Annotated in this window: 16 protein-coding genes; 11 read left to right on the top strand and 5 right to left on the bottom strand. The window is 45.6% G+C overall.

What is annotated here, in order from left to right; translation table 11 throughout:
• Positions 1–465: 465 nt before the first annotated feature.
• The 8 genes from AZ46_RS17695 (at position 466) to map (ending at position 12,466) form a co-directional block, all read left to right on the top strand.
• The gene (locus tag AZ46_RS17695; protein ID WP_029285893.1) at positions 466–4,695 is read left to right on the top strand and encodes a phosphodiester glycosidase family protein; all 4,230 of its coding nucleotides are present in this window, start codon (positions 466–468) and stop codon (positions 4,693–4,695) included.
• A gap of 292 nt (positions 4,696–4,987) precedes the next feature.
• Positions 4,988–6,520, top strand: a complete 1,533-nt coding sequence (locus AZ46_RS17690) for a fumarate hydratase (protein WP_029285895.1) — start codon at positions 4,988–4,990, stop codon at positions 6,518–6,520.
• Positions 6,521–6,636: 116 nt separating this feature from the next.
• Positions 6,637–7,437 carry a delta-lactam-biosynthetic de-N-acetylase gene (gene pdaA / locus AZ46_RS17685; protein ID WP_152554777.1) on the top strand — a complete coding sequence of 267 codons (801 nt, stop codon included), beginning with the start codon at positions 6,637–6,639 and terminating at the stop codon, positions 7,435–7,437.
• Positions 7,438–7,520: 83 nt separating this feature from the next.
• Positions 7,521–8,384, top strand: a complete 864-nt coding sequence (locus AZ46_RS17680) for a DNA-3-methyladenine glycosylase family protein (RefSeq protein WP_029285899.1) — start codon at positions 7,521–7,523, stop codon at positions 8,382–8,384.
• A 16-nt stretch (positions 8,385–8,400) separates the two neighbouring features.
• Complete coding sequence (gene rlmD / locus AZ46_RS17675; protein ID WP_029285900.1) at positions 8,401–9,792, top strand: 23S rRNA (uracil(1939)-C(5))-methyltransferase RlmD; 1,392 nt, start codon at positions 8,401–8,403, stop codon at positions 9,790–9,792.
• A 409-nt stretch (positions 9,793–10,201) separates the two neighbouring features.
• Positions 10,202–10,639, top strand: a complete 438-nt coding sequence (locus tag AZ46_RS17670; RefSeq protein ID WP_029285902.1) for a hypothetical protein — start codon at positions 10,202–10,204, stop codon at positions 10,637–10,639.
• A 484-nt stretch (positions 10,640–11,123) separates the two neighbouring features.
• Complete coding sequence (locus AZ46_RS17665) at positions 11,124–11,627, top strand: P-loop nucleotide/nucleoside kinase family protein (protein WP_029285904.1); 504 nt, start codon at positions 11,124–11,126, stop codon at positions 11,625–11,627.
• Between the two features lie 98 nt (positions 11,628–11,725).
• Positions 11,726–12,466: a type I methionyl aminopeptidase gene (gene map, locus AZ46_RS17660; protein WP_029285906.1), complete on the top strand. Its 741-nt coding sequence runs from the start codon at positions 11,726–11,728 to the stop codon at positions 12,464–12,466.
• 151 nt (positions 12,467–12,617) lie between these two features.
• On the opposite strand, the gene AZ46_RS17655 is transcribed toward map, so the two are convergent.
• Positions 12,618–13,115, bottom strand: a complete 498-nt coding sequence (locus tag AZ46_RS17655) for a DinB family protein (RefSeq protein WP_029285908.1) — start codon at positions 13,113–13,115, stop codon at positions 12,618–12,620.
• 294 nt (positions 13,116–13,409) lie between these two features.
• Here AZ46_RS17655 and AZ46_RS17650 point away from each other — a divergent pair, with 294 nt between their 5' ends.
• Complete coding sequence (locus tag AZ46_RS17650; protein WP_029285910.1) at positions 13,410–14,285, top strand: alpha/beta fold hydrolase; 876 nt, start codon at positions 13,410–13,412, stop codon at positions 14,283–14,285.
• Between the two features lie 46 nt (positions 14,286–14,331).
• Here the strand turns inward: AZ46_RS17650 and AZ46_RS17645 are convergent, their stop codons facing one another.
• The gene (locus AZ46_RS17645) at positions 14,332–16,074 is read right to left on the bottom strand and encodes an ABC transporter ATP-binding protein (RefSeq protein WP_029285912.1); all 1,743 of its coding nucleotides are present in this window, start codon (positions 16,072–16,074) and stop codon (positions 14,332–14,334) included.
• Positions 16,075–16,347: 273 nt separating this feature from the next.
• Here AZ46_RS17645 and AZ46_RS17640 point away from each other — a divergent pair, with 273 nt between their 5' ends.
• Positions 16,348–16,731 carry a hypothetical protein gene (locus AZ46_RS17640; RefSeq protein WP_029285913.1) on the top strand — a complete coding sequence of 128 codons (384 nt, stop codon included), beginning with the start codon at positions 16,348–16,350 and terminating at the stop codon, positions 16,729–16,731.
• 54 nt (positions 16,732–16,785) lie between these two features.
• On the opposite strand, the gene AZ46_RS17635 is transcribed toward AZ46_RS17640, so the two are convergent.
• The 3 genes from AZ46_RS17635 to AZ46_RS17625 are packed head-to-tail and all read right to left on the bottom strand — an operon-like array spanning position 16,786 to position 20,614.
• Positions 16,786–17,427, bottom strand: coding sequence for a DUF1266 domain-containing protein (locus AZ46_RS17635; protein ID WP_029285915.1), 642 nt, complete (start codon positions 17,425–17,427; stop codon positions 16,786–16,788).
• A 17-nt stretch (positions 17,428–17,444) separates the two neighbouring features.
• Positions 17,445–18,911, bottom strand: a complete 1,467-nt coding sequence (locus tag AZ46_RS21095; RefSeq protein ID WP_029285917.1) for a J domain-containing protein — start codon at positions 18,909–18,911, stop codon at positions 17,445–17,447.
• Positions 18,908–20,614, bottom strand: coding sequence for a molecular chaperone HscC (locus AZ46_RS17625; RefSeq protein WP_029285919.1), 1,707 nt, complete (start codon positions 20,612–20,614; stop codon positions 18,908–18,910). The genes AZ46_RS21095 and AZ46_RS17625 overlap by 4 nt, the downstream gene beginning before the upstream one ends.
• Positions 20,615–20,821: 207 nt before the next feature.
• On the opposite strand from AZ46_RS17625, the gene AZ46_RS17620 reads away from it, so the two are divergent.
• Positions 20,822–21,958 carry a DEAD/DEAH box helicase gene (locus AZ46_RS17620; RefSeq protein ID WP_029285921.1) on the top strand — a complete coding sequence of 379 codons (1,137 nt, stop codon included), beginning with the start codon at positions 20,822–20,824 and terminating at the stop codon, positions 21,956–21,958.
• Positions 21,959–22,123 lie beyond the last annotated feature (165 nt).

Raw genomic sequence — 22,123 nt, 5'->3', positions numbered from 1 at the left:
TGCTGGTTCCATTCTCCCCGATAAGTACCATCAACCAAACGAAATTGTCTGTTGATGGTTCCATTCTTTCCGGATAAGTGCCACCAACCAAACAAAATTCACTGTTGATGGTTCCGTTCTCCCCGATAAGTGCTATCAACGAAAAGAAAACCAGTGGGAAGGTCACAAAAACGTCTGAATAGTTTCCCCTCCTTAACCGCGGGAAAGGAACGGGTGCAGATTGCAAAAAAAGGTACCAGAGAAACAAAAAACAAAACAGCCTCGAGCCTTCACCAACCTAAAGACCTGAACGAAATGTAATTTTCTTCAATTATATCTAGTCCATACCTCACCCCTTTACACAAAATCCACACTAGCCGGTACTTTTAGCCCTAAAAAATTTACAAGCATTAAAAAAAATACCAAATCCTATCAACAATTTCCTTCTAGAATAGAGTGGTACAAACTACTATCCGGAGGTGCAAGATGAAAGGGAAAAACAAGCTTGCCGTCATGCTGATGGCCTGCACGCTGCTGATTCAGCCGGTTTCCGTTCTCGGAGAAGAAACGGTCCCGTCAGAAAAAAGCACGGTGTTAAAAGCGGAGCAGATTTCTTCAGGCATTACACACACTGAAAAGCAAATCGAGAATTTCGGGGGAACAGCGGGAAACAGCCAGAGAGTGAACGTGCTAGAGGCAGATCTTTCGAATCCGAATGTATCCGTTGTCACATCGAAGGCACTTGAACGAGTCGTAGCTGCAGAGACCCTCCCGTCACAGGCTGCCAGAGAAGAATTCAAGGGAAAAGACATTGTGGCAGGCGTGAATGCGGATATGTTCAATATGCAGACAGGCATCAATATGACGCTCCAGGTCCAAAACCGCAATCTTCTTATTAATCACAGCTATCCTTCAGGCGTTGCTCTTCATCCTGTTTTTACGATTGACCAAGACAAGAAACCTTTTATCGGGGAAGTTGAAATGAGAGGCTCGCTGTCCTACAGCGGCAAAAATGTAAAAGTGGATACACTGAACCGCAATGAAAACGCGGGAGAAAAGCTCGGGATTTTTACACCCAAGCTAAACCAGAAGGGAATCCTCACCTTTGATGACCGCAATGAGAATTTCATTAAAAATGGAGCCATGGCAGTCGTAAAAGAGGTAAAGGACGCTTCTGCCATCAAAGCAGGACAGGCTTACACAGGAAAAATCGAGAAAATCTATTCTTCCTATGAGAGCATTGATATTCCATCAGACAGTGTCATCATCGCCGGATTCGGTTCAAAAGCAGAGATGATCCGGAATGAATTAAAAGAAGGCATGAACATCTCCTTTCAGTTTGATCTTTTCACGGGAGAAAACAGAGTCCTGAAAAATGATATTACAGAGGCAACAGGCGGCTACAACTGGCTTGTTAAGGACGGAAAGGCGCTCACAAAAGACGAGCTCCAGTCCAAATACGGCAGCCATGTTAATCTTAAGAGCGCCAGAACCGCCATCGGAATAACAGCAGAGCAAAAGGTCATCACGATGACGATTGATAAACCAAGCACCCTTTTTGATAAAAGCCAGGGGGTAACGCTAGTCGAAATGGCTGAGATCATGGAAGAGCACGGCGCAGTTTCGGCTCTTGGCCTTGACGGCGGAGGATCGACAGAAATGATCGTCCAGCCGAAAGGGAAAAGCGCGCTTGAGACGGCCAATCACCCGAGTGACGGGCAGTCAAGATCGATCACAAACGGCCTTCTCTTTGTCAATCATTCAACGAAAACAGGGGAAATTGGCGAAGTAATAGTAGAAAAGGATCTGACAATTTTCAAGAACGCAGCATTCACATTCGGGGTTAAAGCAACAGACAGCAACGGCAACCCTGTCATGATTGCAAGCCGCTCCATCCATTGGAAAGCTTCAAAGGGCACCATCGACAAAACGGGTCTGTACAAGGCGCCCGCTAAGGCAGGGACAGATAAAGTGGAAGCTGCCATCAACGGCGTAAGCGGGCAGGCATCCCTCACAGTCATCGACCAGGTGGACGACTTCAAATTTGCTGATCAGGGTCCGGTTATTCTTCAGCCGGGTGAGCAAAAGAAACTAGAGGCCGAAGCCGTCAAAGACGGAAAAGAAGTCATCCTCACAGGAGATGCGATCGACTGGGAGATGGAGGAGCAGTTTGGTGAAATTACTCCAGACGGCACCATCCAAATCAAAGAAGATGTCCCTGAGGGAACAAGAACAACCGTTACTGCAAAACTTGGTTCCATTGAAAAGCAGATTGAGTTATTAATAGGCTTGAAAGAACAAGTCATCGATGACTATGAAACGTACCTAAAAGTAGGCTATGAAGTATCCGGCTTCATGGGCGGAACCCATCAGCTTTCCGGGGACGAAGCGAAATTCGGAGAGCGCAGCCTGCGTGTGGATTACGATTCGAAAAAGTGGGAACGCAAATACAACGGCACAATTAACGTCATCCCGCACTGGTACAAATCAGCATCTGGGGCATGGCCGGACGAGCTTGCTGATTCCATGTATGAAACCTATAAAACAGACATCAAACCGAAGAAATTCGGCGTATGGGTGTACGGCGACGGCAAAGCTCCGTGGGCACGCCTGATTTTCAAAGCAAACGGTGTCAACAAAACACTGGACCTTGCACCGAAAGTAGACTGGACGGGCTGGAAATACCTTGAGGTTGAGCTTCCACAGGACTGGGCGCTGCCGATCGTTTTCAACTATCTCTATTTTGTCGAAACGAACAAAAGCATCCCTGACTACAGCGGCAGTGTTTACATCGACCATATGAGATATATTTACACGAACGAAACAGAAGACTTTAACGGACCGGAATTCAAAGAGGTTACACCTGCGGGAAATACCGTCTATGAAAACAAAATCGCTTTTTCTTCCCTCGTGATTGACGAAGAATCAGGGGTGGATGCTGCTTCAATCGAAGTAAAATTAAACGGGGAGGAGCTTCCGTACACATATGATGCTGAAACCGGCAAAGTGGAAGCAACAGCTGAAAACCTGACAGAGGGCACCTACCATCTGACGGCTTCAGCGCGCGACACAAACGGAAATGCATCTGTTCCATCCGTTGATAAAACAATCAAAGTAGACTTAAGCGATGATACAGAAAAACCGGTTCTTTCAAATGTGACGCCGACAGGAAAAGCGGTTGAGAAAACAGCAGAACCGCGCATTACCTTTAAACTCAAAGATGTAAAAAGCGGCGTGAAGAAAAACAGTGTCGCAGTAAAAATTGACGGCAAACCTGCACCTGTCCACTACGACGAAAAAACGGGCTGGGCATATGCCGTTCCTGAAAAACCGCTTAAAGACGGCCAGCATTCTTATATCATCGAGGCAAAAGACAATAGCGGTAATGTCATGACACCGTTTGTGAAGGAATTCCAAACAAAGCAGCTTCAGCAGCCGGAAAAGGCTAATCAGTTCGCCATTTCTGTCCTGCCTGATACACAAGGATTTATGTACTCAAAACGCCTGTTTGACCGGGCTGCAAAAGAAGAAACGGACTTTGTGATGCACGTAGGTGACATCGTGGATACCTCTTCCCAGTCAGAGTGGGACAGAGCGGCAAGCGACCTTGCCTTACTTGGAGAAAAACCGTTTTTCGCAACACCAGGAAACCATGAATCATTCCAGGGAAACATTGATTTCTACTCAGATATCATTGGATCGCCAACCTATCATTTCGAATATGGAAACACGCTGATCATCAGCTTGAACAGTGCGTTTGGACAGAGTATTTCAGCATCAGACTCCACACAGTTCCATTACCTTCAAAAGCTACTGAAGGAAAATAAAAAGAAGAATGTTCTTGTCGTGACACACAATACAACAAAAGATGATTTCGGCACGAAGCATGAAATGAACCCAACGGATGCCAAACAATTCGAAGACATTCTCGGATCCTATAAAAAGAAAAACAGCGGCGTGAACGTTCAAGTGCTGTTTGGTCACCTTCACCTCCTGCAGTCATGGGAAAAAGACGGCGTCAAGTACACAATCACAGGCAACGGCGCAAGCAAAGGATATGTCTCAAACGACAAAGGAAATATCCTTGGAAGCGGAGTGCTCCAAGTGACGAAATCAGGAATGGACTACAAATTCAACCCATTGCTGACGGAAGTATCCATCGTCGACGATGCCCTAAGCGAACAGCGGGAAATGAAAATGGCAGCAGGTGCAGAACGCACACTCAACCTTTTCGGCGATTTTAGAGAAATCTACGGAAATTATCTCGTCAACCTGAGCTCGTTCGAAGATGTTAACACAGTCTGGACCTCTGATAATGAAAAAGCCGTAAAAGTGCTTCAGGACGGAACCATTCAGACATTCAAGCCTGGTACAGCTAACATTACAGCCGTTTCAGGAGGAAAAAGCAGCACGATCAAAGTGACCGTGGTTGATCCGAACACAATCAAGCCTGTCAACGTTGAACTCAACCCAAACAACGAAACAATCATTGAAGGAAAGAACATCCGCCTGACAGCAACAGCCATCGACAAAGACGGCAACCGATTTGCCATGAACCCGGACAAGCTCTTCATGGAGCTTTCGCCTCCAGACCTCGCAGAATGGAAAAACGGCAAAATCAAAACAAAGAAAAGCGGAACACTAACCATTTCATATCAGTACCTGGAAATCAAGAAAAGCCTGGAGATTGATATCCTCCCTAAAAAACAGAACTAGCAGAAGCTGCCCGGTCATTGGCCGGGCGGTTTTTTTTAGTATAAAACTCCAGTGGATTGCAGCGGAAGGAACTTGACTCCTTGTCCAACTGCAGCGCCCAACTCCTCTGTCAGAACAAAATCCCCCAAAAAGTCAAACCCGGACCTTTCCGGTAATTTCTTTTCTGCCTATCAGGGCTAAACGGAGCCTCCGCATTTCTAAACTGAAAGCCTTTCCAACCAAACTGCAAAGGAGTATAATGAAAATTGAATGAAATTGACCGAATTCTATAGACAATAAGGGGAGAAACAGGATGGATCGTTTTTATGAAAGCATGTATGAACTGATCGTGGAAACATCAACGAAGCTTCCGAAGGATGTGCGCCGCGCGATTTTAAGAGCGAAACAGCAGGAAAACGCAGGCACGCGCGCTGCGATGTCTCTTGCGACAATATCCGAGAATATCAAAATGGCGGACGAGAACGTATCGCCGATTTGCCAGGATACAGGACTGCCTACATTTAAACTGAAGGTTCCCGTCGGAGCCAATCAGCTCAATATGAAGGAAGACATCTACCGTGCGATTGCACAGGCGACAAAGGACGGAAAGCTGCGCCCGAATTCAGTTGACTCGCTGACTGGCGACAACAGCGGGGACAACCTTGGCTTCGGCACTCCTGTCATCAAATTCGAGCAGTGGGAAAAAGACTACATCGACGCGCGCCTGATTTTAAAAGGCGGCGGCTGTGAAAATAAAAACATTCAGTACAGCCTTCCATGCGAACTGGACGGACTGGGCAAAGCCGGACGCGACCTTGACGGCATCCGCAAATGCATCCTTCACTCCGTGTACCAGGCACAAGGGCAGGGCTGCAGCGCAGGCTTCATCGGCGTCGGCATCGGCGGAGACCGGACTTCAGGCTACGAGCTTGCGAAGGATCAGCTTTTCAGAAGCGCGGATGACACGAATCCGAATCAGGATCTGCAACGACTTGAAGAATATATCGTAGATAAAGCAAACAAGCTTGGCATCGGTACAATGGGCTTTGGCGGGGAAGCCACGCTTCTCGGCTGTAAAGTCGGCGTGATGAACCGGATTCCGGCAAGCTTATTTGTTTCTGTTGCGTACAATTGCTGGGCATACCGCCGTTTAGGCGTCACGATTGATGCCGGCAGCGGAGCGATTCAGGACTGGCTGTACCAGGAAGGCGAGATGCCAAACCTCCAGGACGACGAGCCTGCAGAGGCGCCGGCAGAAAGCCCGCGTGAAGTCGTGCTTGAAGCGCCAATCACAGAAGAAAAAATCCGCGAGCTGAGAGTCGGAGATGTAGTGCGGATCAACGGCATGATGTACACAGGGCGCGATGCCATCCACAAGTACCTTTCAACCAATGACTCACCAGTGGATCTGAACGGCCAGATCATTTATCACTGCGGACCAGTTATGCTGAAGGATGAGGATGAAAACTGGCATGTAAAAGCAGCTGGACCGACAACAAGCATCCGCGAAGAGCCTTATCAGGGAGACATTATGAAAAAATTCGGCATCCGCGCTGTGATCGGAAAAGGCGGCATGGGCCCGAAAACACTGAAAGCACTGAATGAGCACGGCGGCGTTTACCTCAATGCCATCGGCGGAGCTGCCCAGTACTATGCAGACTGCATCAAATCTGTTGAAGGCGTTGACCTCATGCAGTTCGGGATTCCTGAGGCGATGTGGCACCTGAAGGTAGAAGGCTTTACAGCCGTTGTAACGATGGATTCCCACGGGAACAGCCTCCATGCAGACGTAGATCAGTCGTCTCTTGAGAAGCTCTCACAATTTAAAGAACCAGTATTCATTTAAGGAGAAGCCGGAGAAATCCGGCTTTTTGTATTCCATTTATTACATAATTATTCCCAGTATGTAATTCCCTCACTTCCCGACACTATAAGTAGAACAATGTCAGGGGAGTGAAGAAGTTGAAATACTGGACACTTGCAACATGCGTATTGCTGTTTTTCCTGTCAGGCATTCAGCCCGCAGCAGCTGTTTCCAACCAGCCGATCAACTGGGGCTTTGAGAAAAGCAGAAACCATAAATCCGCGAACCCCGGTGAACCGCTTGTGAAGCTGCTGAATAAATATGATGCTTTTTTTATGGGAGACCCAAGCCAAAAGTACATTTATCTCACCTTCGACAATGGCTATGAAAATGGCTACACAGAAGGAGTTCTGGATGTCCTGAAAAAACAAAAGGTTCCCGCAGCCTTCTTCGTGACCGGACACTACCTTCTTGACCAGCCCAACCTTGTAAAACGCATGGCAGATGAGGGGCACATTGTCGGAAACCACTCGTGGCACCATCCTGATCTGACAAAAGTCACGGACGAAAGACTGAAAAAAGAGCTGGATTCCGTGAAAGAAAAGACGGAAAAGCTGACAGGCTATCAGGGAATTCAATATCTCCGTCCGCCGAGGGGCGTATTCAGCGAGCGGGTGCTGGCCAAGTCAAAAGAGCTCGGGTACCAGCCGGTTTTCTGGTCGCTTGCTTTTGTCGACTGGCATACGAATGCACAAAAGGGCTGGAGATATTCCTATGATCAGATGATGAGCCAGATCCATCCCGGCAGCATCCTTCTGCTTCATACTGTTTCAAAAGACAATGCGGAGGCGCTTGACAAAGCCATTACGGATTTGCGCAAACAGGGTTATATTTTCAAGAGCCTGGACGATCTTATGATAGACCGAACCTTTCATCAGCCGTACTTTTTCTCCCTCTGACAGTGGTCACAGGGAGTTTTCTCTTTTCCCCGGGCGTTTCATGATATAATAATCAGTATCAAAAATAAGGGGTTTGAGAACGAATGTGGGAAGAGCGAGTAAAGATAGATCCTCCATATGATTTTGACCGTGTCCTTGATCGTTTATCCATGGATCCGCTGCATCACGTGACGATGGCTGAACGCGAGGTATCCATTCCGATGAGAGACGGGGATAAAAAGCCGTTTGTTGTGAAGGTGAAGGCTCTTGGAACGAAGGATGCACCAGAGTTTTTAGTGAGCGGAAGCGGGAACCGCGAGGCTGCGCTCCAAGAGACGATGCGCATTTTTCAGTGGGATACGTCCCTGCTTGACGTTCAGATCCATTTTCGTTCCTCAAACATCGCCGGTATTTTTCAGGAGCACGACGGCACGCCGCTTGTGCTTGAATTTGGCCTGTATGAGTGCCTAATGAAATGCATCATCCACCAGCAGCTGAACCTGAAGTTCGCCCATACACTGACAGAGCGGTTCGTCCATACATTCGGCGAGCAGGTGGACGGAGTCTGGTTTTATCCGCTTCCTGAAAAAGTGGCGGCACTCGACTACAGCGACCTGCGGGAGCTGCAGTTCAGCGGACGCAAATCAGAGTATGTTATTGATACATCAAAGCTGATTGCAGAAGGCAAAATAAACCTGGAAGAATTGAAGGATCAGCCGGACGAGGTCATCCTGAAGGAGCTCGTGAAAATCCGCGGAGTGGGGCCATGGACGGTCCAGAACCTGCTCTTGTTCGGACTGGGACGGCCCAACCTGTTCCCGGTTGCCGATATCGGCATTCAAAACGCGATGAAAAAGCATTTTGGACTCGACCGCAAGCCCACCTTGGAAGAAATGCAGGAGCTGAGCAGGGAGTGGGACCCTTATTTAAGCTATGCTTCCCTTTATTTATGGAGAAGCATTGAATAGAAATGGAGCGTCAAACATGAAGACCAATGAACAAAAGAACAAAGGTGTCCCTCTTGAAATAGGACAAACCTTTCCATTAACCATAAAAAGACTCGGAATCAACGGAGAAGGAGTCGGCTACTTCAAAAAGCAGGTCGTATTCGTACCAGGTGCCCTGCCAAATGAAGAAGTGGTCGTGGAAGCGACGAACATCAGCGCAAAATTTGCCGAGGGCAAAGTGAAAAAAATCAGGAAGGCCTCCCCACACAGAGTGAATCCGCCTTGCCCGATCTACCACGAATGCGGCGGCTGCCAGCTTCAGCACCTTTCCTATGAAAAACAGCTGCATGAAAAAAGAGACATTGTCGTCCAGGCGATGGAGCGCTTTTCCGGACTTGATCTAGGAAAAACAGACATCAGACAGACGATCGGCATGGAGGACCCGTGGAACTACCGCAACAAAAGCCAGTTCCAGACAGGACTCAGAAACGGGAAAGTCATCGCGGGACTGTACAGCAAAAACTCCCACCACCTTGTCAACATCGATCACTGCATCGTGCAGCACGAAGCAACGAACAAAGCGGTACAAACCGTCAAGCAAATTCTGCAGGACCTGAAAGTATCCATTTATGATGAGCGAAAACGCAAAGGCATCGTCCGGACCATCGTCAGCAGAGTCGGCTTCAAAAGCGGACAAGTGCAGATCGTCCTCATCACCGCACAGGAAAACCTGCCGCGCAAGGACCTGATTGTCAGCGAAATCAACAAGCGTCTCCCTGAAGTCAAATCGATCATGCAAAACATCAACGGTGAAAAAACATCCCTGATCTTCGGCGAAAAAACCGTCCACTTAGACGGAGAAGAAGTCATCCAGGAACAGCTCGGCGACCTGACCTTTGACCTCTCGGCACGGGCCTTCTTCCAGCTCAACCCCGTCCAGACCGTCAAACTCTATGACGAAGTCAAAAAAGCCGCCCAGCTGACCGGCAAAGAAAAAATCGTCGACGCTTACTGCGGCGTAGGCACCATCGGCATGTGGCTCGCAGACGGCGCCAAAGAAATCAGGGGCATGGACACCATCGCCGACTCCGTCGAAGACGCCAAAAAGAACGCCAAAAAACACGGCTTCAAAAACGCCACCTACGTAAAAGGCACAGCCGAACACTGGCTCCCAAAATGGCTCGGCGAAGGCTGGAGACCCGACGCTGTTGTAGTGGATCCGCCAAGAACAGGCTGCGATCAAAAGCTGCTTGGTGCGATATTGAAGGTAAAACCGAAGAAGTTCATCTATGTGTCGTGTAACCCGTCGACACTCGCGAAGGATATTAAAACACTTTCGAAGGCGTATAAGGTTGAGTATATTCAGCCTGTGGATATGTTTCCGCATACTGCGCATGTGGAGCTTGTGGTGAGGTTTGTATTGAAGTAAGTTTAAAAAGCAGGAAACCGGCTTGAGGGTTTCCTGCTTTTTTTCGTTAGACGGATTTACTGATTGGTTATCATTAATTATGCAACCCAGTGCGTTTTAGTGAGAGAATAGATAATATTTTTCGATATTACTCTATATAAGCTTTAAATTCATATAGTCAATGTGCTGCTGTGGTATTATTTGGATAGTGTTCTAATTACAGAAAAATGAATTTATTTATCGAGCATTTGTAATCGATTGATGTATACTCAAAGAGATGTCAAGGGTGAAGAAGTAGAACATCTGTAAATGTCGCCCATATTCAAAAGTTCGAGACTATGGTGTTTTCTCAAATTTGTTGCCAAAACGATTTATGTTATATAAAGAAATCTTTATAATTTGTAAAACCATTTATTTGAAGGAGGAAAATATGAAAGAAACTCAGTTCTCAATCGAAATAAATGCCTCTAAAGAAAGTGTCTGGACAACTCTTTGGGAAGATACAATATTCCGTGACTGGGCAAATATAATTGATGAGGGTACATATATGAAAGGAGTATTTAAAGAAGGAAATGAAATCCAGTTTATATCATCTGTAAGTGGCTACGGTGTGACAAGTCTGATAGAGAAACTTACATCAAATGAATTTGTATTATTCAGGCACGGTGCAGACACAAAAGAAAGTGGACAGCAGGAGCGCGAAAAAGAGTGGACTGGTGGAAAAGAGAGTTATTCTCTTACCGAAAAAAATGGAGTTACTACATTAATAGTTAAAACCGATATTCCACAGGAACAAGAAGAAACATTTAATATAAGTTTTCCCAAAGCTCTAGAGCGTATAAAAACGCTAGCGGAAAAAATGCAATAAGAATCTATTGCCAATGAATGAAATTCCCCCTGCCCTAAAGGGATCCCCTTGCAAAATATAATAAATTGCGTATTAATTTGCTTGTCTTACAGAAGACCTTGGATCAAGTCTCGCATCCCATGATATTTTTTCAGGGGGAAGGGGCGAAGGCTACTCAGAGCTTTTACTAGGAACAGGCATCACTTGGATGAGTGGCCGAGCCTCGTTGATATGCAGATTGCTTTTCATAACAGAGTTGCGGAAGATGCGGCTAATGATAATTTGGCTCCCAGACATCTATCGTTTCTTGAACATGAACTTGCTAATGGCTACAGACAGTCATAGGAGATGGTTGCACATCAGCAATCGGCCCTTACCGAAATAGTAAGTACCCTTGTAGACCTGCATCCTTTTAATTCCAATCCCTTTAAAACATAGATGGACAAGGCTGAGAAAGAAGAACAATCAACAATAAAACCAATTATTAATAAAGGCGGGATCAAAATTGAACCAACCAGGAACCCTATACTTCTTCTGCGGAAAAATGGGCGCCGGAAAATCTACAGAGTCAAAACGACTGGCAAACGAAAAACGTGCGGTATTACTCTCAGAAGATGATTGGCTTTCATCACTATACCCGAATCAAATTGAATCATTTGAGGATTACAAACGATTTTCCCTTCAGCTAAAGCCACTGGTGAAAAAGCACGTTCAAAACATATTATGTGTCGGTACTGATGTAGTTATGGACTTTCCGGCCAACACTCAAAAGCTGCGAAAATGGTTTTTAAATATGGCTGAAGAGGTTCATGCAGATCATCAGCTGATTTATCTCAACCTGAGTGACGAACAGTGCTTGCGCCAAATTGCTCAAAGACGTAAGGAACAACCCGAACGGGCGGTTTTTGATACGGAAGCGGTGTTTCATCATGTCACAAGTTTCTTCGAAGAGCCAGATGCATCTGAGGGTTTACATGTTATAGAGTTTAGTGGAGGATCTAAAGAGTAGATCGCCCGGCAGACTGATCATGAGCATAATCCGGGTATTTTCTTTTAAACAATGGAATAATGACTCCTATAGAAGAAAAAGAAAAAGAGGTTGAAAATATGATTGCTAAGACAGAAGAAGATTTCAGCGGTTTGAAGGAAATCGGAAAGATTATCGCGTCCATTCGGGATGAGTTGGTTCAAAAAACGGTTCCCGGCATTACGACGAAAGAGCTCGATGATTTGGCCGGGGAGCTTTTTGAGAAAGCAGGGGCCGTTTCAGCACCAAAAGGCGAGTATGATTTTCCCGGATTTACGTGCATCAGTGTGAACGAAGAGGTGGCACACGGTATTCCGGGTGACCGGATGATCCAGGAAGGGGATCTCGTCAATATCGATGTGTCTGCTTCCAAGAACGGTTATTTCGCTGATACGGGAATCTCATTTGTCGTGGGAAAAGGCGAAGAAGTCTTAACGAAATTATGTGAAGCTGCGAAGAAAGCTTTTGAAGCGGGCCTTGCGAAAGCAAAGCCAGGTTCCAAAAAAAGCAGAATCGGTAAAGCGGTATTCGAAACAGCGAAACAGCATGGGTTTACTGTTATCAAAAACCTTACCGGTCACGGGATTGGCCGTAAGATCCACGAAGCCCCTGACCACATTCTCAATTATAATGACCCGTGGGATGATGAGATCCTGAAGGAAGGAATGGTCATCGCCTTCGAACCGTTTATCTCCACCTCTGAAGAAGAAGTGTTCCAATTGGATGATGGCTGGACCTTTGCTACGGAAAAGAGCTATGTCGCTCAAGTGGAACATACAATCATCCTGACGAAAAACGGGCCGATTATTTTAACTCTTTAATGCTAGATAGAAGCAATTTTGAAAAAAAGGTAACTAATATGATGGCAGCTCTGTTACCCTGATGGAGTGCGTTATAATTAGTTCTAAAAAAGAAGCAGGAACCCGTTAACAGGTTCCTGCTTCTTTTCATTTACATTTAAACAGGAGCCCACTAAGACCAATCAACCCCGCCCCAAGAAGATTGTAACTTCCGAAGCAAAACAATTTGTCCAATATGATAAGAATCATGCATCATAATACTGCTGATTAAGCGCTCAATGGAGGGCCTGTTCGCTGCATAGGGGGCTTTTAGCTTTTCGTCATCTAGTTCCGCGATGACGGTTTTGAATCGATTCATGACTTCATCAAGGCGCTGTAGTGTTTGGGCCCAGCCATATTCGTCTTCCGGATCCCCGTGATCTGCAAAGGTTTCTTCATTATCCTTTATTTTATGCGGGTTTTCTGTGCCCTTGATTCTGTGAATGACGTCATCATTCCAATAAATCAAATGGTTGACAATCTGCCATATCGAATTGCTCTTTCCTGAACCTGTCCATGATGCTTCAGGCGCGGATACTCCATCAAGCGCCTGCTCCAAGGATGCAAACCAGTCATTCTCTCGCCAATGCATGTCGAACTGATCTGAAAAAAGGTTGGTTACCGTTTGCATACATCCCATCTCCTCACTGATTAGGGTAATCTACTAAAGGAACAACAGTTTTTCTATTCGGCTAATCCAACTTACATTCCTGCAACATGTCGCCTAAATCCCACGATGATTCTGCTGATTTGATAGCAAGTGAATCGGACTGCCCCATGCTTTTTTAAACAACTAACCAGATATGATAGATGATCATGTAGAAATCAAACCAAATCTAATAGATAGTGAGATACCTACTCTGATAAACTTAGATGATAAGAATTTTCCAATAAGGTTGTTTTAACTAGATAAGGGGGGATAGTCTTGGGGAAAGGAACCATCTATAAAAAGGATGGGAAAAGGCTGATCACTCAGCATTACGATAACTATCTGAAGTCATTCGATATTGATGTGGAGCAGATTTATATTGATACAAGCTATGGTAAAACGCATGTGCTTGCAGCAGGACCACCGGAAGGAAAAACTGTTTTTGTTTTCCAGGGCGGCAATTGCATCAATCCAATGACGTTATCCTGGTTTTTGCCGCTCACGGAAAAATACAGAGTGTATGCGCCAGATACAATTGGTCATCCGGGCTACAGCAGTGAGGGCAGAATTTCAGCAAGGGACAATAGCTTTGCCCTATGGATAAAAGAATTAATGGACCACTTTCAAATAGCCAGCAGCGCGTTTGTCGGCCCTTCCTACGGTGCAGGGATTATTATGAGGTTGGCAGCCTTCATGCCGGATAAAATTGACTGTTCTGTATTGGTATCACCTGCAGGGATAAGCTTGGGATCCAAAGCCAAAATGATTCAGAAAATCTTGTTTCCTTTAGTTTTATTTCATGGCACTTCATCGCAAAGACACCTTGATAAGATTGCTGATACAATGTCAGATCATAGTATGAAGGAAATGGATAAGAGGATTATTGGAGATGTATTCAAATATATTCGCCTTGAACAGGAAATGCCGAAATTAACGACCAGGGAAGAGCTGTCAGATTACAACGCGCCAACTTTAGTAATAGCAGGGACAAAAGATATCTTTTTTCCTGAAAGCAGTTTGAATAAAGCGACTAAAGAAATCATACCGAATTTAACGGCGTTCAAGAGCTATGAAATGGGACATTTCCCGTCTGAAGGACATTTGGTGAAGATTAATCAAGATATTGCCGAGTTTTTAAAAATGCATTACTAATCATGACAAAACCCGGCTCTTTCATAAGAGCCGGGTCAGCAAAAAATTATACAATTGGTTCAAACTGCTTTGAATAGAGAAGCAAATAAGCTCCTTGCCTTGAAAGCAGCTCATCATGTGTTCCTTCTTCCGCAATACCCTCTTCTGTTAAAACGATGATCCGGTGTGCGTTCCGGATTGTGGAGAGGCGGTGGGCAATGACGATGGTTGTTCGGCCTTTTGCGAGCAGTTCCAGTGAGTCCTTGATGATGCTTTCACTTTCGTTATCAAGCGCGCTCGTTGCCTCATCTAAAATCAGGACTGGCGGATTTTTAAGGAAGACGCGGGCGATGCTGAGCCGCTGCTTTTGTCCGCCCGAAAGTCTTACGCCCCGCTGGCCAATTTCTGACTGATACCCGTCCGGCAGTTTCATGATAAAGTCGTGGGCATTGGCGCTTTTGGCTGCAGCGATAATTTCCTCATCACTTGCTTTGGGGTTTCCGTAGCGAATATTTTCCATCACTGTCCCGGCAAACAGGTAAACATCCTGTTGAACGATCCCGATGTTGTTCCTTAATGAGGCTAAATCAATTGTTCGCACATCGATCCCGTCAAGCATGACTTCACCGGCGCTTACATCATAGAAGCGGGGGATGAGAGAGCAAAATGTTGTTTTGCCTGATCCTGACGGGCCAACCAGGGCAACATATTCCCCGGGCTGTATTTTCAGCGACAATTGATTAAGGACGTTGTTCAGATGATCTTCGTACCGGAATTGAACGTTCTTAAACTCAATTTCGCCACGCACATTCCCCAGTGTAACCGCACCTGGTTTATTATCAATGGAGGGCTTTATTTTCATGATTTCCGTGAAGCGCTGGAAGCCTGTGATTCCTTCCTGGAATAACGTGCTCATTTGCGCCATTTTTTGAACCGGCTCGAGCATGTAGTTTATATACAGCATAAACGTAATCAAATCGGCTAAATCCAATGTCTTATTTACAATGCTTGAACTTCCGAAGATGATGACCGCGATCGTAATCAGCTGAATGAAGGTTTGGGTGACGTTGTAAAAGTTAGCTTCTGTCTTATAGAAGCTGATTCTGCTTTCAAGGAAACGATTATTTTCACGGGTGAATTTCCCGATTTCTACCTGCTCGTTGGCAAAAGATTTCACAACCCGGATGCCGGCAAGACTATCCTCCACCTGGGCGTTCACATCTCCAATTCTTTCTTTGTTCCGTATCAGCGCCCTGTTTTCAAGTTTATTGAAATAGAAGATGATGAACCCAAGGACAGGCAAAAAGCAGAAAATCACAATCGTCAGCGGCGCGTTAATAAAAAACAAGATGAAAAAGGCTCCAATAAAGCGGACGAGATATTTTAAGTAGTCTTCAGGTCCGTGGTGATACAGCTCGGACAGCCAAAGCAGGTCGTTTGTAATTCTGGCCATGAGCTGACCGGTTTTTTCCTTATCATAAAAGCTGAATGATAGCTTCTGCATGTGTTCAAAAAGCTCGGTGCGGAGGCTGCTTTCCATTCTGGCACCGAGTTCATGGCCTTTGTAATCCACGATATAGTTTCCGATATTTTGAATGGCGGTAACCAAGAGCATAAGCCCGCCAACCCAATACACCTGCTGAATCGCATTTGACAAGTCTCCCGCCAAAACTTCCTTGGTAATATACCGCACAAGCAGCGGAAATACCAAAGACAATGAAGATACAATCAAAGCACATGCCAATATGGATAAAAATAACCTCAGATGCGGCTTATAATAAGAGAAAAACTTTTTAACTGGAAAATCCATGATTTACCCCTTTATGTGTTATTTAAATAAATACATACAAGGGGGTACACCGTGACAATTAAAGAAGTGCTGCCCCCTTATACGGTTGTACGGTTTTCTTCATGATCTTTCTCATTGAAAATTCCTCCTTAATGGTTGATAAGAAAATTATAGTCTAAATCTTTTTGTTGAGTGCAGAAAATTCATGAAATTAACGGTAATCGTTTTAAAACAGTTTTTCCTAACTACAAAACAAATCCTACCCATAACATATTTGATTAAGGAGAATCCAACATGTTCACAATCCACGACAGCAAAATCCTTGCCTATCAAGTTGATTTTGAAAACTTGCACATTGAAATAAAGGCAGTGGATGAAAAGGGGAACAAAGCAAAGCTGCTGTTTTATGGCTTCTTTGCTTACTATTTTGAAGACCAGCTGCCGGGCAGCATCCTCTTTGACATTACTGAAGGTGATATCAAAGATTTTGCTGAAGATCATAAGGAGCTGCTGAGTGAATCAAAAGACTATGGATGGCCGATGGATTATAGAAATGCAAAGGAATTGACCGATCTTATTAAGAAAAACGGGTATACGTACTACATAGTAGAAGCTTCTTACGGGTTAAACGGCTGGATTTTAGCCAGGGGGATGCGTACAGAAGAGTGTTCTTCCTGAAATCAACAGCAAAACCCGGGAACGCATTCCCGGGTTTTGCTGTTGATTTCTTCATTAAGAAAAACTGGTCATAAAATCAATCTTCCTAAACGGACTGTGCTTCGAGGCCATCAGTTTGATCAGAGTGCTTTTTTGTGCTTTCAGATATTTTTCCTGTTGGTCTTTGCTTTTTTGGACGAATTCGGCTCCTGCTGTGCAGGCTGTCAGGTATTCACGCCAGCTCGTGTACATGGTCTGTGCAAGTGTGACTGCCCGGAGCTGGTAGTATTGTGCTTCTTCCTGAGTAAGGAGACCGGTCTGTTGCGCGTGTTTTGCAATAAAAAGGGCGTTGGAGAGATCAAGTGCACCGATGCTGTGTTCATTTAAGCGATGCATGTACTTTTTTACGGCTGAGAGCTTTGCCGTCAGTACTTCATCTTCTTCTCCGGAAATCAGCTCCTGGGCTTCATTCTCTGAAAGGAACAGAAGGGAGCTTTGCAGAACGTAAAATTCTCTTCTGTTTCCTGTTGTTAAAAACCACTCAAGCAGGTTCTTTGCAGTGTTTTTGTCTGTGGCCCCATAATTTTTAAGGTGGTTTCTGGCGGCGCGTTTGCTGAACGGAACATATGTCAGAAAAAGAGAGTAATAGAAGGTGGGATAGCCAATCATACACAGTGGTGCCATTGTGTTCATATATTTTTTCTGTTTACGGTTCATAAAGCTGCTCCTCCTTTCTATAAAACCATTTTCCGTACGCGGTTCAACTCTCTCAAAATCGTAATCACAGAATAGATCCATAATACTGCCCAGAACAGCGGCGTCAGGGTGTACTCAAAATAGAGTGATAAATTAATGTACTGAAAGAGTGAATAGACTGCGTATAAGACTTTAAGAATCGGATGATCAAACCAATTCTCTCCGCCAAGAGCCTGCAGTTTGTTGTGGCTCACTAGTAAAAAAATGAAAGCGAAAAAGATCCTCCATTTCAAATGGCAGTACAGAAAAATACGCAGCTTATCTTTAAACGTATCAGGCCTGATCTCTTTCTTAATTTCCTTCTTCGTAAGCGGCTTCCGCTTAAAGCTGTTTCGGATCAGAAAATCATTGATTTTAGCCAGATAAACCATGGTCTCTGGATCTTTTCCCTGAATTCTCTCCAGTTGCATAAAGGTTTCACGGGCTTTTTGCCATTCTTCTGTTTCAAAATGGATTCTGCCTAAAAGGCTGAGAGCATCCGGGTGATCCGGATGGTCAGAAAGGATTTTTAGGCAGGCTTGTTCCGCTTCTTCATATTTTCCTGTTTTAAATAGCAGCTGTGCAAGAAGCATTCGATTTGTGATGTTTTCAGGCTGAAGTGCACATGCTTTTTCATAAGCAGCGGCAGCTTCTTCAAACCTTCCGCTCCGTTCAAAAATCATTCCGGAAATTGTGTGCAGCTGCGAATCATCTTGGAAAATAGACAGGGCTGTGTTCACATATGTATCTGCTTCTTCCAGTCGGTTTTCAAGGAGTTCGTCAAGGGCTCTTTCCCGGTTCATCAGATAGAGATCATATGGGATGTCCTCGCTATGTAAAAGCGGTTGGTACGAAAGTGAAGGATAGAGACCGGTATTATCTTTCAGGCGCCGGAGAAAAGCTTCGGTTTCTTCTTCGCCGAGAATGTACGGGTTTTCCCTAAGCATATCAGTCCACTGGAAGGTGTCTTCAAGCAGTTTCCAGATGTAATCCGGGAGATAAGGATTCAGCTCGAAAAAGGTCAGGAGCCGTTCACTCAGATAATCTCTTTGCTCCAAATCCCACAGTGCATCATCATTGAGGAGTTCAAGCCATTTCTCCTTGTTTATGCGGGAAGGGAAGTGGTCATAGATCTGCTCCACTTTCTCCAGGAACAAATCGATTGTTGAGCGGGAATCTGTTTCTGTCTCCTGCCATTCCGAAAATGGGAAATGAGACGGGAGGGGAGGGGCAGGTTCCTCCTCCATTTGTATATGTACGCTATCTTCATAGGCTCTTTCTTCAGCAGGACGTAAGTTTCGGTTTTTCCATGCCTTTTTGATGGTGTCAAAGGCCTCCCGCAGCCTCTGATAGCCTTCCGGATCGTCTTCAGGGTGATGAATTTTGAGCTTTGCCGAGTAGGCTTTTTTAATAACGGTCATGTCGTCAGTCGGTTCGATGCCTAATATCTTCCACGCTGAATTCATCGCTGTCTGCTCCAGTTTTCCATCTCTTCCAGGATCTCTTTTAAGCGCGCTGCGGCTGCGCGGATCTTCTGGTCATCCTGTGACGCAAGGATGTGCTCGAACTGTTCCAGGGCAGCGGCTGCAGCTTCCCGTTCGCGTCCAAGTGTTTCTTCATATAACCGTTCGCCCCTTGCGAGAAGGAGCCTGTTTTCCGTCCGGTCTCTCGGATGAATTTTAAGAGCCTTCAGCTCTTCCATTCTTTTTTCCATTTCAAGAGGGGTCATGCTTCCTGCATTTTTTTCAATCATCATGTTTTGTTTGCTGCCGGTGCTGATGGTTGTGACCTCAACCTCAAGCAAGCCGTTTATGTCGTATGTATAGCGCACATCGACAGCTTCTTTTCCCGCAGGCGACTTCGGAATCTGAACGGTCAGTTCGCCGATTTTCAAGTTATTTTCAACGCGTCTGCTTTCTCCCTGATAGATGTCAATGACAATCCGGTCCTGGTTGTCCTTGATCGTGTAGAGGCGTTCGACTCTGCTGACGGGAATCGGCGTATTTCGCTCAATGATCGGAAGGAAATGGCCGGACGTGTAGGAGTCGGCATCATGCTGCTTCACGACATCTGTTCCGAGTGAATAAGGGCACACATCGGTCAGGATGAGTTCGTCCACGGCTTCATTCCGCTCTTTCAGCGCAACCTGGACGGCAGTTCCAAGGACTACTGCTTCATCAGGATGAATCGTCAGGAAGGGAAGCTTGCCGAAAATCTTTGTGACAATGCCTTTAATCATTGGAAGTCTTGTTGCTCCGCCAATCAGGATGACGGCGTCAATCTCGTCTGTCTGCAAATCGGCATCCCGCAGTGCGCGTTCGATCGGATTTCGAAGTTTCAGCACGAGAGGCTGGGCTATTTTTTCAAAAGTAGTCCTGTCTAAGCTGGTTGAATACTCCTGGCCGTTGTGATGAAGCACCATCCGGCCGCGCTGATGATGGCTGCCAAGCTCCCGTTTGCATGTTTCCGCCTGCTTGAACAGGACAGATTGCTCTCGTGCATCCAGGTCATCTGCCGCAAGCTTGTGGTCGTTCAGAAAATAGTGCATGAGCAGGTTCGTAAAATCCTCGCCGCCGAGAAAATTGTCTCCTGCAATAGATTTAACCTCCATGACGCCTTCAAAAAGCTCAAGAATCGATACGTCAAACGTTCCGCCGCCAAGGTCAAAAACGAGGAAGCGAGTGTCCTCATTCTGCTGGTGAAAGCCGTATGCAATAGCTGCAGCTGTCGGTTCGCTGATCAGACGGTCAACCGTAAGACCTGCAAGTTCGGCTGCACGCTTTGTCGCTTTTCTCTGCTGGTCATTAAAATATGCCGGAACACTGATGACCGCATGCGTGATTTCTTCGTTCAAAAACGTTTCCGCATCTCTTTTTAAAGACTGAAGAACAAAGGAGGACAATTCCTCCGGAGACAAATGATAGGTTCCGAGATGATAGGTTTTAGCCGTGCCCATATAACGCTTAAAAGCGGATGCAGTGAGGTGGGGATGTGAAATCTGGCGCTCTTTTGCAATTTCGCCGACGAGGATTTCGCCATTATCATCAATGCTGACAATGGATGGAGTCAAATTGCTGCCGAGTACATTTGGAATAATTTTCGGCCCTTCTTCAGACCAAAACGCTGCAAGACTGTTGGATGTGCCCAGGTCGATGCCAATGACAGTCATTCTGTTCTCTCCTCTATGAAAAGTTCTATTTATGGAGTCTATTATATAAGCTGGAAACGAAAAGTTAAAACAATAACTGGTAATTTTCAGGATATTCTTGCGGGCGGAAGAACAAGAGCTGTTTTTCCATCAGCCGAAATGGTATATAATAAGAAAATGCGTCTTTCTCATAAAAGACGGACTTCAGATACGAAAAGGTGAAAACAAATGAACAGCACATGGTCAATGCTTGAAGAAGCAAAACCATTTTTAAAGGAAGCCTGGGAAAAGGCTTCGTATACAACTCCAACCGCTATACAGGAAAAGGCGGTTCCTGCCATTCTGGAAGGACGCGATGTGATTGCAGAATCGCCGACGGGAACAGGCAAAACGCTTGCCTATTTGCTGCCTGTCCTGCAGCGCATCAATCCTGAGAGCAAGAATATCCAGACACTGATCATGGCGTCTTCAAGGGAACTGGTCATGCAGATCCATGAGGAAATTCAAAAGTGGTCAGCAGGGAGCGGAATCTTGGGCGCAAGCTTCATCGGCGGAGCCAATGTGAAAAGACAGCTTGAAAAGCTGAAGAAGCGCCCGCAGATTATCGTCGGAACACCCGGACGTGTTTATGAACTGATCAACCAGAAAAAAATCAAGATGCACGAGGTTAAGACGATTGTTCTTGATGAAGGTGATCAGCTGCTGCAGCCGGAGCATCTTTCGAACATCAAAAACATCATTAAAACAACATTGAAAGACAGACAGCTTCTTCTTTTCTCGGCGACTCTTCCTGAAAAAACGGAAGCAGAAGCTAAAAAGCTGATGCAAAATCCGGAGCTGATTAAAATCAGCCGCGGAGAAGCCGTTCAGTCTGATGTTGAACATATTTATTTCCCATCAGAACAGCGCGACAAAATTGATCTTCTTCAAAAGCTTTCAAGAGTGGAAGGGACAAAAGCGATTGCATTCGTAAAGGATATCGGTAATGCAGCGGTCCTTGCTGAAAAGCTGATGTACAAAGGCATTGAACTCGGCATCCTGCACGGCGACTCTTCTAAGCGCGAGCGCGAACTTGCGATGAAGAGCTTCCGAACAGGGGAGATCTCCATGCTGCTTGCAACAGATGTCGCAGCACGCGGCCTTGATATTGAAGGTGTGACGCACGTTATCCACTATGACCTGCCGGAAACGTCTGAACAATATGTTCACCGCTCAGGCCGTACGGGAAGAAACGGTGCCAGCGGAACGGTCGTATCTCTCGTGACAGAACGTGAAGAACGCGAATTAAAGCAACTGTGCCGCAACCTCAAAATTGAGCTGCACAAAAAGCGTTTTTACCACGGGGAAGTTGTGGATTCAAAGTGAGTTAAGTGAAGGTCCTGCACTTAGTGCGGGGCTTTTTCAGTTGATGTTACATTATACAGCTATAAAAAAGAAAAAGCCGCCGGGAAGGCAGCTTTGCACATATCATGGGGCCAATCTTGGATGTATTTTTAAAGTGTGTATATCTTTAAGAAACTATTCATGATT

This window comes from Metabacillus indicus LMG 22858 (genome assembly GCF_000708755.2).
GTDB classification, from domain to species: Bacteria; Bacillota; Bacilli; order Bacillales; family Bacillaceae; genus Bacillus_P; species Bacillus_P indicus.
The sequence above is the reverse complement of the archived record's forward strand: the minus strand, read 5'-3'. Positions and strand labels throughout refer to the sequence as shown.

Bases quoted from the DNA above. Each gene is read 5' to 3' on its own strand.
- AZ46_RS17695 (WP_029285893.1), top strand. From the start codon at position 466: ATGAAAGGGAAAAACAAGCTTGCCGTCATGCTGATGGCCTGCACGCTG.
- AZ46_RS17690 (WP_029285895.1), top strand. From the start codon at position 4,988: ATGGATCGTTTTTATGAAAGCATGTATGAACTGATCGTGGAAACATCA.
- AZ46_RS17680 (WP_029285899.1), top strand. From the start codon at position 7,521: ATGTGGGAAGAGCGAGTAAAGATAGATCCTCCATATGATTTTGACCGT.
- rlmD (WP_029285900.1), top strand. From the start codon at position 8,401: ATGAAGACCAATGAACAAAAGAACAAAGGTGTCCCTCTTGAAATAGGA.
- AZ46_RS17670 (WP_029285902.1), top strand. From the start codon at position 10,202: ATGAAAGAAACTCAGTTCTCAATCGAAATAAATGCCTCTAAAGAAAGT.
- map (WP_029285906.1), top strand. From the start codon at position 11,726: ATGATTGCTAAGACAGAAGAAGATTTCAGCGGTTTGAAGGAAATCGGA.
- AZ46_RS17655 (WP_029285908.1), bottom strand. From the start codon at position 13,115: ATGCAAACGGTAACCAACCTTTTTTCAGATCAGTTCGACATGCATTGG.
- AZ46_RS17645 (WP_029285912.1), bottom strand. From the start codon at position 16,074: ATGGATTTTCCAGTTAAAAAGTTTTTCTCTTATTATAAGCCGCATCTG.
- AZ46_RS17640 (WP_029285913.1), top strand. From the start codon at position 16,348: ATGTTCACAATCCACGACAGCAAAATCCTTGCCTATCAAGTTGATTTT.
- AZ46_RS17635 (WP_029285915.1), bottom strand. From the start codon at position 17,427: ATGAACCGTAAACAGAAAAAATATATGAACACAATGGCACCACTGTGT.
- AZ46_RS21095 (WP_029285917.1), bottom strand. From the start codon at position 18,911: ATGAATTCAGCGTGGAAGATATTAGGCATCGAACCGACTGACGACATG.
- AZ46_RS17625 (WP_029285919.1), bottom strand. From the start codon at position 20,614: ATGACTGTCATTGGCATCGACCTGGGCACATCCAACAGTCTTGCAGCG.
- AZ46_RS17620 (WP_029285921.1), top strand. From the start codon at position 20,822: ATGAACAGCACATGGTCAATGCTTGAAGAAGCAAAACCATTTTTAAAG.